9 protein-coding genes are annotated in these 15,334 nt (G+C 41.4%); all 9 read left to right on the top strand.

Features of this window, described 5'->3' with window-relative positions; genetic code table 11:
- Positions 1-78 precede the first annotated feature (78 nt).
- Positions 79-894 (top strand): DUF1295 domain-containing protein, encoded by an 816-nt coding sequence (locus BLR37_RS20845; protein ID WP_090772006.1) that lies wholly within the window; start codon positions 79-81, stop codon positions 892-894.
- Between the two features lie 84 nt (positions 895-978).
- Positions 979-2,007 carry an SAM-dependent methyltransferase gene (locus BLR37_RS20840; RefSeq protein ID WP_090772004.1) on the top strand — a complete coding sequence of 343 codons (1,029 nt, stop codon included), beginning with the start codon at positions 979-981 and terminating at the stop codon, positions 2,005-2,007.
- A gap of 104 nt (positions 2,008-2,111) precedes the next feature.
- The gene (locus BLR37_RS20835; protein ID WP_090772003.1) at positions 2,112-3,356 is read left to right on the top strand and encodes an NAD(P)/FAD-dependent oxidoreductase; all 1,245 of its coding nucleotides are present in this window, start codon (positions 2,112-2,114) and stop codon (positions 3,354-3,356) included.
- Between the two features lie 132 nt (positions 3,357-3,488).
- Complete coding sequence (locus tag BLR37_RS20830; RefSeq protein WP_090772002.1) at positions 3,489-4,292, top strand: DUF1365 domain-containing protein; 804 nt, start codon at positions 3,489-3,491, stop codon at positions 4,290-4,292.
- Between the two features lie 20 nt (positions 4,293-4,312).
- Entirely contained in the window at positions 4,313-5,551 is a 1,239-nt protein-coding gene (locus BLR37_RS20825; protein ID WP_082018578.1) for an SAM-dependent methyltransferase, read from the top strand.
- Positions 5,552-5,801: 250 nt separating this feature from the next.
- Positions 5,802-8,258, top strand: coding sequence for a TonB-dependent receptor (locus BLR37_RS20820; RefSeq protein ID WP_090772000.1), 2,457 nt, complete (start codon positions 5,802-5,804; stop codon positions 8,256-8,258).
- A gap of 310 nt (positions 8,259-8,568) precedes the next feature.
- Positions 8,569-11,703, top strand: a complete 3,135-nt coding sequence (locus BLR37_RS20815; protein ID WP_167356657.1) for a SusC/RagA family TonB-linked outer membrane protein — start codon at positions 8,569-8,571, stop codon at positions 11,701-11,703.
- 11 nt (positions 11,704-11,714) lie between these two features.
- Positions 11,715-13,145 carry a SusD/RagB family nutrient-binding outer membrane lipoprotein gene (locus BLR37_RS20810; protein WP_090771998.1) on the top strand — a complete coding sequence of 477 codons (1,431 nt, stop codon included), beginning with the start codon at positions 11,715-11,717 and terminating at the stop codon, positions 13,143-13,145.
- A gap of 98 nt (positions 13,146-13,243) precedes the next feature.
- The gene (locus BLR37_RS20805) at positions 13,244-15,328 is read left to right on the top strand and encodes a S9 family peptidase (protein ID WP_090771996.1); all 2,085 of its coding nucleotides are present in this window, start codon (positions 13,244-13,246) and stop codon (positions 15,326-15,328) included.
- Positions 15,329-15,334: the final 6 nt, after the last annotated feature.

The raw sequence follows: 15,334 nt of genomic DNA, 5'->3' as shown, positions 1-15,334 counted from the left end.
TAAGGTGTAAAGATTGCCTTAAAAGTAGTTCATTTTTAAAGCAAGCTGATTTAGCATTAAATTTTTATCCTAAACCTTATGCCGTTCCAAACAGGACATCTATTATTTATTGCCTTTATATCGCTTATTTCGTGCTGCCTGATTATGTCCCTGGTTTGGCTCTGGGCAAAAAAAATCAAAAATGCGGGAGTAGTAGATGTATTCTGGGCATTGAACTTCCCTGTAATCACGCTGATCACTTTTTTCCTGTCGGAAGGCTTTGAACCGCGAAAAATTTTAAGCTGCGGCATGTTTTTACTTGCAGAGCTCCGTTTGGGCGTTCACCTTTGGCAGCGTGTTATTGGTCATTTAAGTGAAGAGGAGGGAAGGTACCAGCAACTCCGTAAAGAATGGGGCGATAAGGCCGAGCGCAATTTCTTTGTGTTTTTTCAGTTTCAGGCCATATCTAATGTGATTTTGGCAATTCCCTTTTTCATCATCACAGCCAATACCTCGCAATCCATGTCCTGGTTAGAATATATTGGCGCAGGTATTTGGGTAATTGCATTTTTTGGCGAAATGATTGCCGACAGGCAACTGGCCGAATTTAAAAAAGACCCGGGCAATAAAGGTAAAGTATGCGATACCGGATTATGGTATTACAGCCGTCATCCCAATTACTTTTTAGAGTGGCTAACCTGGATCGCCTATTTTGTTTTTGCATTGGCATCGCCATGGGGCATTGTGGCGATCATTAGTCCCGCCCTTATTTTATACCTGTTAACCCGGGTTACCGGCGTACCCAATAACGAAGAACAAAACCTGCGCAGCAAGCCGGTAGCTTATAAAAAATATCAGGATACAACCAGTGCTTTTTTTCCGTGGAGCAAAAAGGATAGTAGCGGGGCAAAGTAAAACGGATGATTGATAAATCCGTTATCAGGTTTCCTACGTAAATCAACCATTTTCCATCTTTAATTCCATTTTACACCTCAACATATGTGGTACGATAAACTTTTAGAAAATAATAAACTTCCGGATGCGGCATTGAGGATCGGGATCAGAAAGTTATGCAAGCAGCGTTTAGACGACGAAACGCTAAACAATGAAGAATTGCAGCAGGAAAAATTTATGGATTTGATTGCCGAATTAAAGCAATCGCCTATTGCCGTAAATACCGCCGATGCCAATGAGCAGCACTACGAATTACCTACCGCTTTTTTTCAATATTGCTTGGGTAAAAACCTCAAATACAGCAGTGGTTATTGGAAAGCTGGGGTAAAAGATATTGATACATCAGAAGATGATATGCTGGCCTTAACCTGTAAAAGAGCTGATTTGCAAAATGGGCAAAATGTGCTCGAACTGGGTTGCGGCTGGGGCTCGCTTTCGCTTTATATGGCCGCAAAATTTCCTCAGAGTACCTTTACGGTGGTTTCGAATTCGGCTACACAGAAGGTTTTTATTGATGAAACAGCTAAACAACGGGGCATTGATAACCTTACCGTGTTAACCGCCGATATGAATACCTTTACCATTGCCGATACATTTGATCGCATAGTTTCGGTTGAAATGTTCGAGCACATGCGCAACTATAAACTCCTGCTCAATAAAGTGGCTTCTTTTCTCAAACCCGAAGGGAAACTGTTTGTGCACATATTTACACACAAAACACTCGCTTATAAATTTGAGGTAGTTGATGAAACCGATTGGATGAGCAAATACTTTTTTACCGGTGGCATTATGCCTTCCAATCACCTGTTTTTTTACTTTAACGACGATTTAAAAATCGATAAACATTGGGTAGTAAACGGAACAAACTATGCTAAAACATCAGAAGCCTGGCTAAGCAATATGGATAAGCATAAAAAAGAGATTATGCCCATCTTCGAAGAAACTTATGGCAAAGATCAGGCAGTAAAATGGTGGGTGTACTGGCGTTTATTTTACCTGGCCTGCGCCGAGCTTTTTAATTACAACAAAGGAAACGAATGGATGGTATGCCATTATTTATTTAGCAAGGTGTAGCTCGATACGTCACCCTGAACTTGGTTCAGGGTCTTCTTGAGAGATGCTGAAATAAATCCGATAGCTATCAGATCAGCATGACGCTTAATTCAAAATCATTAAAAATGCAAAAACTCGCCATCATTGGTTCCGGAATAGCAGGTATGGGTTGTGCCCACAAACTGCAACATAAATACGATATTACCCTTTTTGAGGAGTTGGATTATATTGGTGGCCATACCAATACCATTACGCTCGAGGAAGACGGACAACCGATTTACCTCGATAGCGGCTTTATGGTTTTCAATTATCAAACCTATCCCAACCTGACTGAGATGTTTGCCGAAATTGATGCGCCGGTAATGAAAACAGATATGTCTTTCAGTGTGCAATTTCTGCCTAAAAAGCTCGAGTACAGCGGGTCAAGTTTAAACCATTTATTTGCCCAGCGCAAAAACCTGTTCAATATTGCTTACCTGAAAATGTTGATGCAGATTAACCGTTTCAATAAGCAGAGTGTCGAAATTCTGGACCAATCCCAATACCAGGATTATTCAATAGGTAGGTTTTTTAAAGAATTTGGCTATAGCGACAACATGTTGTGGCAATATCTTATCCCAATGAGTGCCGCTGTTTGGAGTGCACCCATGGAGCAGATTTTAGATTTTCCGGCGGTTACTTTAATCCGCTTTTTTAAAAATCATGGTTTTTTAGGGCTCAATACTCAGCATCAATGGTATACCTTACAAAAGGGAAGTCAGGCTTACCGCGAAAAACTAATTGCTCCCTTTCGCGATCGGATTAAGACCAGCACTAAAATTGTTGCTGTAAAAAGGCTGGAAAATGGCATGGTAGAAGTAGAAACAGCAAAAGGTGAAAAGTTCGAATACGACAAGGTGATTATGGCCAGTCATGCCGATCAGACATTCGAAATAGTTAAAGATAAAACAGCTTTGGAAACCGAACTACTTTCCAAATTTAAATATCAGCTCAATAAAGCGGTTGTGCATACCGATGAGGCACAAATGCCAAAGGCAAAACTGGCCTGGAGCAGCTGGAATTACCGGGTAGAGCAACAGGGCGATAAATTACTGCCCAGTACCATTTACTGGATGAATAATTTACAGGGTGTATCTAAAAAACAGAATTATTTTGTTTCCATTAACCCTACAACTACTTTAAACCCGGATAAGGTGATTAAAGAAATTGATTACCACCACCCGCTGTTTGATGTACCTGCCATGCAGGCGCAGGCGCAATTGCACAGGTTAAATGAAACCGGACCGATATACTATTGTGGCAGTTATTTTAAATATGGCTTTCATGAAGATGCTTACAAGAGCGCGGTGGATTTGTGCGTGCAGCTGTAAAAAGATCTGTCATTCTGAGCGCCGCGAAGAATCTTTTAGCTGTTGATTTAAAATGAACGAACGCTAGTATAGAGAGATTCTTCGCTGCGCTCAAAATGACAACCAGTTAAAAATTTCGTAAATTGATTAATAATGGAGTTCAAATCTAGTATATACACCGCCAAAGTCATGCACCACCGCCTGGCGCCCAAAAAACACGCGTTTTGGTACAGGGTATATATGTTTTATATTGATCTGGATGAGTTGGATCTGCTGGCGCAAAAACTACGTTGGTTCAGCAGGAATAAATTTAACCTTTTTTCTTTCCGGGATGCCGAACACCTTCAGTTGCCAAGAGAAAATCCCGATAAAACCAAAAATACACGTCATCACTTAGAAGATTATTTGAAAGAGAATGGTGTAGATGGCAGCAGGCTCAAAATAAAACTGCTTACTAACCTCAATGTGTTGGGCTATAATTTTAACCCGGTTTCTTTTTATTATTGCTTCGATCAGGATGGGAATCCGGTATGTTGTGTGGCCGAAATCAGTAATACCTATCGCGAAATGAAACTTTTTTTCTTTGGAAAAGAAGAACTGGATGGCGATATCTTTAAAAAAATAACCACCAAATATTTTTATGTATCACCTTTTGTTGATCTGGATGATGCTTTCGATTTCAGGCTAAAGGTGCCTGCCACTGAGCTCAATATTGAAATTGATGATCTGGATAAAAATGGTAAACGTTTTTTTATCAGTACCTTAAAAGGGGAGCAGAAACCACTAAACAATAGCAGCTTGTTAAAATGTTTCTTTGCTATCCCATTAATTCCGCTACAGGTAATGGGCATGATTCACTGGCAGGCGCTGAAACTTTGGTTAAAAAAAATACCATTTCATGCTAAGGCCAAAAACCCTGCGCTGCAACGTAACGTATATAAGCCATATAAACCTTAATTAATAGAAAAAATAACCGTATGAACACGCTTGTCGCTACCAGAACATCAACAGGGTTTTTCGAAAGAATAGTGCTTAATGCACTGGCTAAAATGACTTTAGGAAAGTTAGAACTTTCATTGCCAAATGGCGAAACTTTGGTTTTCGGCAACGGAGAACATGCTATAACAGCCAATATACAGGTTAACCATGCTGATTTTTTTAAATCGATTGCCCTTTACGGCGATATAGGCTTTGGCGAAGCATATACCGAAGGCCTTTGGGATACCACCAACATTACCAATGTAATTAAATGGGTAATCCTCAATATCGAAAATGCACCCTCGGTTACGGGTAGTAAAGTTAAATCTTTTGCACTGGGACTGTTAAAATGGGTAAATAAAATATACCATGTAAGAAGGGCAAATACGCTGGCCGGTTCGCAGAAAAATATCTCCGAGCATTACGATTTAAACAACGATTTCTTTGCTACTTTTTTAGATAAAACCATGACTTATTCGAGCGGCTATTTTGCCAACGAGCATACGAGTCTGGAAGAGTCGCAATATGCCAAATACGATAGGCTGGCACAACAATTAAAAATTAAAGCTACCGATCATGTTTTGGAAATTGGCAGTGGCTGGGGTGGTAATGCCATTTTCCTGGCCAAAAAATATGGTTGCAAAGTTACTTCGGTAACCATTTCTAAGGAACAGCAAAAGTTAGCCATGGAGCGTGTGCATGCCGAAAAACTCGAAGATAAGGTTTCAGTTATTATTCAGGATTACCGCAAGATTACCGGAACTTTTGATAAAATTGTATCGATCGAGATGCTTGAAGCAGTTGGGCACCAATACCTGGAAACTTACTTTGAAAAATGCCAGGAGCTTTTAAAACCCGATGGCATTTTCGCCTTTCAGGTAATTACCTCTCCCGATAGTCGCTACGATAAATTACGCAACGGGGTAGACTGGATCCAGAAACACATTTTTCCGGGCTCATTGTTACCATCGGTTGCAGCCATAAATAAGGCCATTAACGAAACGGGCGACTTAACACTTGTCGACTTAAAAGACATGGGATTAGATTATGCCCGCACCCTGCATTTGTGGTTTATAGCATTCAATAAAAATATCGATAAAGTGAAAGCCCTCGGTTTCAGCGAAACTTTTATCCGTAAATGGAACTATTATTTAAATTATTGTGAGGCTGCTTTCGCCATGCGCAATATCAACGTGATGCAAATGGTTTATTCGAGGCCAAATAATACGGGCAGGTAAGCAGGTTAGGGAGCGCCAAATGCTCCATAAAATATTAAATGGATGATAAGAAGATGATTTTTATCATCCATTTTCGCGTTATATGCGGTCTTTTTGCTTTTCTGGTACCTATATTCATCAGGAGTTTTATTTTCACCGGTAAAAGAACGATCTTTGCCGACCAAATTAAACTACTCACGTAAAAAGTGTGGCGCAGCATTGTAACAAAATGCAATTTGCGCAGACTAATTACAAAAGACTAACTCCTAACATGAAAAAACTGCTACTATTAACCCTCACCATTGCCCTGTTTTTTAAAGCGCATGCCCAATTTCCAGGTGGCTTTGGTGGAGGAGCAAAAAAAACAACCGTTACCGGTCGGATTACCGCTGTTATACTCGACTCATTAACTAAAAAACCTATTGATTACGCAACTGTATCGTTAATTAACGTAAAAGATAATAAATCGGTTAACGGTGGTGTTACCGACGAAAAAGGTAAACTAAGCCTTCAAAATGTATCGCCCGATGCTTACAAGCTGATGATTGGCTTTATGGGTTATAAAACTAAAACCATATTGGTTACTACCACACCTGGCAAGCCCGATAACAATATGGGTACCATTTATATTTCTTCTACTGAGAATGTACTGGCCGATGTACAGGTACAGGGTACGAAAGCGGTAATTGAAAATAAAATTGACAGGATGGTGTACAATGCAGAAGCCGATGGCACGAACGCCGGAGGCGATGCAACCGATGTAATGCGTAAAGTACCGATGTTATCGGTTGATGTGGATGGAAACGTTCAATTACGTGGTGGCGCCGTACGTGTATTAATTAATGGTAAACCTTCTGGTACCATGGCCAGCAGCGTTGCTGATGCGTTGAAGATGATTCCTGCCGAGCAGATTAAAAGTGTGGAAGTAATTACCAGTCCATCGGCTAAATACGATGCAGAAGGATCTGGTGGTATCATCAATATCATTACTAAAAAATCAAATGCACAAGGTGTAAGCGGAACAGTTAATGCTTCGGCAGGTACCCGCCAAAATAATGGTGCATTTAACTTAACTGCTAAAACCGGTCGGTTGAGTATCAATACAAGTTTAGGTACAAACCTGGCTTATGCACAGAAATCGAGGGTACAGTTCGAAAACAATACCCGTATAGATAGTTTAACCAAAACTACATTTAACAACATCTCTCAAGACGGATACTCAAAATGGAGCCGTAACGGTTATAACGGAAGTGTTGGTGTAGATTATGATTTTAATGCTTATAACAACCTGAGCTCTAACTTAAAATACAATAATTTTTCTAACGGTGGTCCTGGTGAAGCCGATTATACGATTAATGGTGTTAAATTGGTAAATAAAAGCGATATGGATATGGGTTTCAGTAATTTTGACTGGAACGTAGATTACAAACACACCACCAAGAAAGAAGGCGAAGAATTTACCATTTCAGGCCAGTTATCAACCGGAAGAAATACTACTGAATTTCAGAATGAAATAATGGGCTCTAACTTCAAGCCGATTAACAACAACAACACCGGTAAAAACAAGGAGTATACCGCGCAAACTGATTATACCTATCCGTTTAGCAAATCGACTATTTTAGAAGTGGGTGCTAAAGGTATTTTCAGGAATATCAGCAGTGAGTTTAGCAACGAAAGTGAGGGTGATTTCGATTATAATCAGGACGTTGCCTCGGCTTATGGTGTAATCAGTTTTAAATTAAGCAAAAAACTAAATTTTAAAGGTGGTTTGAGGTCAGAGTATACCAGCATTAGCTTTAACACTGAAAAGGCAGGAATTCAGAAAAACGATTACTTTAACTTGTTCCCGAGTGTAATTATTTCGCAAACGCTTAAAGGAAATGCAACTTTGAAATTAAGCTATAACCGCAGGGTACAAAGACCGAGTTTATCTTATTTAAATCCTTTCCGTAACGAGAGCGATCAGTTTAACGTTAGAGAGGGAAGACCTGATTTGGCACCTGAATTAAGTGATAATCTGGAGCTGGGCTATTCAACCTTTATTAAAGGTTCGGTAATTAATGCATCTGTGTTTTATCGTCGTACCGGAGGGGTTATCGAAAGTTCTATAACTTCTTTTAAAGAAAACGGAGTAGATAAAACTTTAACAAGCTTTATTAACGTTGGTGTAGCCCAAACTTATGGTGCCAATGTTTTTGCATCTTACAATCCTAAACCAAAATGGACTTTGATGACCAATCTTGGTGTGAATACTTACGAAGTAAGCAATAGTTTAACAGGGGTAAGTACAGGCACTTTCTTAAACTATAATATATTTGGACGCTCTGCATACGGATTTGGTAAAGGTTACAATTTCGAATTGTTTGGTGTTGTAAATTCGCCAAGAAGAACCTATCAGGGTAAGACAGATGCTATGGTGTTTTATGGCGCATCGTTTAAGAAAGATATCCTGAACAAAAAGGGATCAATAGGTATAAACACTTTAAATCCATTTACCAGAGATTTACACATTAAAACAGTTAATAATTCGGTAACAACTGATGGCAATAGAATTAGTACCCTATACCAAAGTACCAATATCTATTATCCGCTAAGATCGTTTGGTGTTAATTTCAGTTACTCTTTTGGTAAACTTAAATTTACTGAAAAGAAAAAAATTAAAAACGACGATACCAAGCAAGACCAGCAACAAGGTGGTGGCGGTATGGGTGGCGGCGTTCAGCAATAAAATACCCAATCAACATACATTCAAATCCTTTCTGAATCATTTCAGAAAGGATTTTTTGTTTCGATTTGAGGTTTTTTGTGCGTAAACAATTAAAAATGAATGGTGCATTTTACACTTTTTAAGGGGAATAGTCTTTTAAGCTTGTTTTTGCGGCTTTACTGTTCTTTTTTGCATGCTTTTGCCGGGATGTGCCGCTATTGTGTAAAAATTTGCTTGAAATCAAGGCCATTCCGTCACGTTTTATGCGTGTTCTTTTAGGCTAAAACCTTATATTGCATTAACTACATTATTAACCCTAAACTACTGAGAAATGAGAAAAACCTTTACCTCAATTTTTTTTCTTTGTATTTTACTGCTGGGCCTATCCTCAATGGCGCAGGTAAAAACAATTACGGGAAAAATAACCTCGTCTGATGATGGTGGACCATTGCCAGGTGCAAGTATTAAAATAAAAGGAACGAATACAGGAACATCGAGCAATAGCGACGGTAGTTATACCATAAAAGCGCCTGCTTCCAGTTCGATATTGGTGATCAGCTTAATCGGTTATAAAATCCAGGAAATTACTGTTGGGAATAAAACCAGCATTAATGCTACATTGGTGCCCGATGCGCAGGAACTGCAGGAGGTTACCATTTCTACAGCACTCGGTATTACCCGGCAGGCTAAATCTTTAGGCTATGCTGCGCAATCAGTTAGTGGAAACGATTTAAACTACAACCATCAGCCTAACCTGTTAAATGCCTTGCAAGGCAAAATTGCAGGGGCAACCATCTCAAGTACGGGAGGAGGGCCTGGTCAGGGGGCAAATATCAGAATCAGGGGCGTAAACTCTATCGATCCCAATATTTCAGGCGATCCGTTGTATGTAATTGATGGGGTACAGATCGATAATTCAACCTCAACGGTTGGCGCAAATCCCGATGGTACCGCTTTTGGGGCAAGGGGAGTAACCAACAGGGCTTCTGATATTAATCCGGAAGATATTGAAACCATTAATATTTTAAAGGGAGGCGCTGCAACAGCACTTTATGGTTTAAGAGGTGCCAATGGGGTAGTAGTAATTACAACCAAAAGAGGTAAACAGAACGGCGTTACGGTTAACCTGAACAGCAGTTACGGGTTTGACGAGGTATTAAAAAGCCCCGATGTGCAAACCGAATATACACAGGGTGTTTTGGGTGTTTATACTAACCCTCCGGGCGGCATTGGCCCGGCATGGGGCCCAACCATAGCAGAGGCAAAACTAATCGATCCTACACATCCCGATCAGCTGTTTAACAACTACGATCAGGCTTTTGGCACTGGTCAGCAGATTAAAAATTCAGTTTCCGTAGCAGGCGGTGGCGATGTAGTTAAGTTTTTCTCGTCGGTTTCGCAATTGTACCAGAAAGGGATGATGCCCAATACCGATAACAAAAACTTTTCAGGCAGGTTAAATACCGATTTTACCATTAGCCCGAAATTTAAAGCCTCGGTAAACATGAATTTTACCAACTCGGGTGGCTATACCTACAGCGCCGATCGTTTTGGTGAAAGTTTGGCCTACTGGTCGCCACGTTACGATGTTTCCGACTATCAGAATGCAGATGGTTCGCAAAAATATATTGGTACCAACAACCCCATTTGGGGCACGGCCAACAACAGGTTTAAAGGCGATGTTAACCGCTTTATTGGTGGATTGAGCCTGGCCTACGATCCAGCAAAATGGCTTAATTTTTCTTACCGTTTGGGTTTTGATACTTATAACGATAACCGGGTGCGTACCGCGCGTGGCCCGATGTATGCAACTGAGGCCATGTACGATAACTTGCAGGGTTTTTATGGCGAATACAATACCAAGTTCAGGACCATTAACAGCACCTTTGTGGCCACCCTAACTACTAAATTAACTGACGACCTTACCGGAACCTTAAGGCTCGGACAAGAGCTTTACGACCGCAAGATAAAAGAAGTGGGTACGCTGGGAAGCATATTGGGCGTTTACGATTTCTTTAATCTCGCCAATGCAGGGGTGCTGACACCAAGCCAGAGTTCAAGGCAAAAAAGGCTGGTTGGTTATTTTGGCGAGGCTACTTTTGATTATAAAAATTACCTATTCCTAACCATCACCGGTAGAAATGATATTACCTCTACCTTACCTAAAGCAAGCAGGTCGTTCTTTTATCCCTCTGCAAGTTTAAGTTATGTGTTCTCCGATCAGTTTAAGCTGCCAGAGGTAATCAGTCAGGCTAAATTACGTCTGTCTTACGCGCGCATAGGTAAAGATGCTTCCGAATATTCGACTTTTACCGGATATACACCTTACACGCCTTTACCAACAGGCACCGGAGGTTTAACCATTGCACCAAACCTGGGTAACCCCGATCTTCGTCCCGAGTTTACCAATACTTACGAGGCTGGTTTGGAAATGTCGTTCTTTAAAAATCGTTTAGGATTCGATTTTACCTATTATTACTCGTTGAGCCAGGATCAGATTATCCAGACGCAGATTTCTTCGGCAGTAGGCTATGTAACCAAATCTATCAATGCCGGCGATATCAGGAACCGGGGGGTAGAATTGGTAATCAATGGTAAACCCATTGTATCAAAAGATTTTAGGTGGGATGTAAACCTGAACCTATCGGCCAACAGAAATAAGGTGCTTACTATGCCAAACGGAATAACCGAGATTGTTTATGGTGCGGCAAGAGGTTATGGAAATGCCGGCGTAACCATGAAACTCATCGAGGGCCAGCCTTATGGTAATATTTATGGCAGTTATTTTAACCGTTACTATGGCAGCCAGGCCGAAGATCCGATTGTACTTGATAAAAATCTGCCTTTATTAATCGGTGCCAATGGTTTTCCGAGTATTTCGGGCGGTAAACAGAAGCTTTTGGGTAACTCGCAGCCAAATTATATTGTAGGTTTGGGCAACACCTTCAGGTATAAAGATTTTAGTTTAAATATCTTGTTCGATGCCCGTTTAGGTTTTGAAAAATACAACTGGCTTGAAGATTTCTATTCCGCTTTCGGTTTACCTGATTATACTGCCGATAGAAGAACGACCAAAGTATTTGATGGTGTATTGGCCAATGGCCAGCCCAATACCAAACCGGTTTACATGGGGCAGCGTTTTGGACCGGATGGTGTAGATTATGGTGAGGGTTACTACCGTATTTATTACCGTAACGTTTCAGAGCCTTTTGTTAGCGATGCATCCTGGGTGCGCTTACGTTCGGCAAGTTTAACTTACAACGTGCCACAAAACTGGTTGCCGGCAAAAGCCATTAAAAATGCTTCACTTTCGGTTACCGGAAATAACTTATGGTTGTGGACCAAATATTATGGTGTAGATCCGGAATCGAGTTCTTTCGATGCAGGTAGCAACAACGATGGATCGGCAGGTTTTACCTATCCATCTGCCCGTACCATAATGTTTACCCTTAATGTTGGTTTTTAAATAGTATTACGATGCAAAAGATTATAAAATATACCTTATGCTCAGCTTTAATTGCAACTTTAGGATTGCAAAGCTGTAAAGACAGCTATTTTGATAAACTGTCTGATAATCCGAACCAGGTTCCGGTGGCAACGCTTAGTACTTTGCTGGCTACCTCAACCTATAAAATTGGAAACAACAATTATTTCATTGGAAGTATTACTGCTCCATATGTGCAATATACGGCTAATCCAACAGCCAATGGTGCTGGCGATACCTATCAGGCTATCGATTTTAGTGCCACCTGGGATGCTCTTTATTTTGCCATGGCTGATGCAAATGAAATGAAGAAACTGGCCATTGCCCAGGGATCTAGCGAATATAAAGGCGTGGCCGATGTAATTATAGCCTACAATATTACATTGGTAAACGATCTTTGGGGCGATGCACCATTTTCGGAAGCTTTTAACATCAATAACCTGAGGCCTAAGTACGATAAACAGCAGGATGTTTATAACCAGGCCATGGCGCTTTTAGATGAAGCCATTGTAGAACTGGCTAAAACCACATCGACCGTTAAACTGGCGCCAACCAGCGATTTGATTTATGGAAAAACTACTGCCGAAAGGGCAAACTGGCTAAAAATGGCTTATGCTTTGAAAGCGAGATTGTTGAATAAGGTGAGTAAAACAAGTGCCTACAATCCAACGGCTGTATTGGCAGCATTGAGCAATTCTTTTACCGCCAATGCCGATGATGCAAGCATGGCTACTTTTAAAGAGCGCAACCCATGGGCAAACGTGGCACTGGCTAATTCCCAACAATCGTTAGGTGGCTGGCTGTCTGAGCAGCTTATTGATGCGATGAATGGTACCACTTTTACTGTTTTTGATCCCCGTATTGAAAAGATTACCGATAAAACGATCAATAACGTATATATCGGAACGGTAAATGGTGCCGGTAACCGCCTGCCCGGAGCTAACACTACCAAAGATGAGTGCTACATTTCTAGAAATTCGCCCTGGACGAGCGATACTTCTCCTTTGTTTATTGTTACCTATGCCGAGCTTAAATTTATCGAAGCAGAAGCTTATTTTAGTACTGATAAGGTAAAATCTTATGCAGCATACCTCGCTGGGATCAGTGCCAATATGGATAAACTTGGGGTTACAGCGGCTAACAGGGATGCTTATCTGGCCAATCCTTTGGTGGCGGTTGGTGCTGCGGCCTTAACCAAAGACCTTATTTTTAAAGAAAAGTACATTGTTACTTATTTAAATCCCGAAGCCTGGAACGATGCCCGCCGTTTCGATTACAAGTATAAAGATTTCGGAATGCCAGCCAATGCAGCGCTTCCTACCTTTATCCGCCGTTTAGATTATACCCAGGGCGAAAGAAGTAAAAACGGAGGCAATGTACCTGTTGATGTACCACGGACAACCAAATTGTGGTGGGATCAGTAAAGCGTTAAGCGTGTGGCGGAAAGTGTTTGATATGCTTTTCGCCAGACGCTATCCGCCAAACGCTATGCATTAACTGCTTTATCCCAAAATCGGAAGGAATGAAAAAATCGCTGTTTATTCTGTTTGTGCTCCTTTTTACCTCAAAAATATTTGCACAGTCGTTTAGCCTAAAATCTGTTTTGTCTTATCCTTTTCCAAGCCAGTTGGTAGCTGCGCCTACTGGTTCAAAAATAGCTTGGGCCGCAAACGAACAGGGCAGGAGAAATATTTATACAGCAACGGCGCCCGATTATAAAGCGATTAAAATTACCAGCTACAACGAAGATGATGGTCAGGAGTTAACCAGTTTATCTGTTTCGCCTGATGGTGACTGGATTGTTTTTGTGCGCGGCGGAGATCATGGTGGCAGAGATGGCGGCCCGGTTAATGCAAATTCATCTCCAATTGCACCTAAAGTACAGGTATTGGCGGTTCCTTATGGTGGAGGAAAGGTAATTGTGCTTGGCGAGGGGGATAACCCGGCAATTTCTCCCAATAGTAAACAGGTACTTTTTAGCAAAGCAGGCCAGATTTTAATTGCCGCAATAGATGGCACAGTACCCGCCAGAAACCTGTTTTACGCAAAAGGCCTGAACGGAAGTTATAAATGGTCGCCTGACGGGCAAAAAGTTGCTTTCGTTTCCAACCGAAGCGATCACGCTTTTATAGGGGTGTACACCAACGATGAAACCCCGGTACAATGGTTATCGCCATCTTTTTCCAGGGATAATATGCCGGTTTGGTCGCCAGATGGAAGTGAAATTACTTTTATCCGTACACCCGGTACAGGTACCGAAACGGATTCTGTTTTAACCCGCAAACACCAGCCCTGGGCCATTCGCAAAGTTAATATTTCAACCGGTCAGGACATACAGGTTTGGAAAGCGGCTGAAACGATCAGAGGCTCCTATCCGACTATTGATGGAGGTGCCAATTTACACTGGGCACAGGGTAAAATTGTATTTACTTCTTACGAAGATGGCTGGCCGCACCTGTACGCCATCAATCCCGATGGTACGGGCAGGTTGTTGCTTACTCCGGGCAATTATGGTGTCGAAAATATTAAACTGAGCAACGATAAAAAGACCCTGGTTTTTGCAGCCAACACAGGCAAAAATCAGGATGATCTGGATAGGAGGCACATTTACAAGGTTTCGGTAAATGAAGCCAATATGCAGCCTTTAAGCAGCGGCGAAGGGATTGAGGCTTACCCGGTAATTGCGGGTGATAACCAAACCTTTTTCTGCCTGAGCGCTACCGCGCAAAGACCGCTTTTACCGGCTATACTTAACGCAGGGAAAAAAGTGACGCTGATTGGTGATTCGCTGATTCCAGCCGATTTTCCAATTAAAGAAATGGTGGTGCCCAAACATGTACAGTTTAAAGCTGCCGATGGTAATACGGTTTACGGGCAGCTCTTCTCGCCAAAGAAAGCGATCAAAAACCAGCCTGCAATCGTGTATGTGCATGGCGGTCCGCAAAGGCAAATGTTTTTAGGCTGGAACCCTATGGATTATTATTCCATTGATTATGCATTGAATCAATACCTTGTTAATTTGGGCTTTACGGTACTAGCTGTTAATTACCGTTTAGGCATTGGTTATGGATTCGATTTTCATAAACCAATGGGGGCAGGGGCGCAGGGGGCATCAGAATATCAGGACATTAAAGCCGCCGGAGAGTGGCTGGCTACCCAGCCTAACATCGATAAAACCAAAATAGGGGTTTACGGAGGCTCTTATGGTGGTTATTTAACTGCGTTGGCTCTTGGAAAAGATTCTAAACTGTTTGCTGCTGGTGTAGATATTCATGGTGTAAACAACCGTTTCAGCAATCAGGCTGCCGAAGGTAAAGAACCTGCACCCGATGCTGCATTGGCAGCTAAAATTGCTTTATCATCCTCGCCGGTTAGCTACATCAACACCTGGACATCGCCAACACTCATTATCCATGCCGATGATGACCGCAATGTAGCCTTTAACCAAAGTGTTGATTTGGCCAAACGTTTCGAAGACAAGAAGTTTGATTTTGAATATTTAGTCATTCCAGATGATACGCACCATTGGATGAAATTTTCAAACGGCTTAAAGGTAAGCGAGGCTACCGCCGATTTTCTGAAACGTAAATTAATGGATAAAAAGTAATCCGTC

The sequence above is a fragment of the Pedobacter soli genome (assembly GCF_900101435.1).
Lineage (GTDB): Bacteria > Bacteroidota > Bacteroidia > Sphingobacteriales > Sphingobacteriaceae > Pedobacter > Pedobacter soli.
The sequence above is the reverse complement of the archived record's forward strand: the minus strand, read 5'-3'. Positions and strand labels throughout refer to the sequence as shown.

Excerpts from the sequence above, each read along its gene's own strand:
- BLR37_RS20845 (WP_090772006.1), top strand. The coding sequence starts at position 79 with ATGCCGTTCCAAACAGGACATCTATTATTTATTGCCTTTATATCGCTT.
- BLR37_RS20840 (WP_090772004.1), top strand. The coding sequence starts at position 979 with ATGTGGTACGATAAACTTTTAGAAAATAATAAACTTCCGGATGCGGCA.
- BLR37_RS20835 (WP_090772003.1), top strand. The coding sequence starts at position 2,112 with ATGCAAAAACTCGCCATCATTGGTTCCGGAATAGCAGGTATGGGTTGT.
- BLR37_RS20830 (WP_090772002.1), top strand. The coding sequence starts at position 3,489 with ATGGAGTTCAAATCTAGTATATACACCGCCAAAGTCATGCACCACCGC.
- BLR37_RS20825 (WP_082018578.1), top strand. The coding sequence starts at position 4,313 with ATGAACACGCTTGTCGCTACCAGAACATCAACAGGGTTTTTCGAAAGA.
- BLR37_RS20820 (WP_090772000.1), top strand. The coding sequence starts at position 5,802 with ATGAAAAAACTGCTACTATTAACCCTCACCATTGCCCTGTTTTTTAAA.
- BLR37_RS20815 (WP_167356657.1), top strand. The coding sequence starts at position 8,569 with ATGAGAAAAACCTTTACCTCAATTTTTTTTCTTTGTATTTTACTGCTG.
- BLR37_RS20810 (WP_090771998.1), top strand. The coding sequence starts at position 11,715 with ATGCAAAAGATTATAAAATATACCTTATGCTCAGCTTTAATTGCAACT.
- BLR37_RS20805 (WP_090771996.1), top strand. The coding sequence starts at position 13,244 with ATGAAAAAATCGCTGTTTATTCTGTTTGTGCTCCTTTTTACCTCAAAA.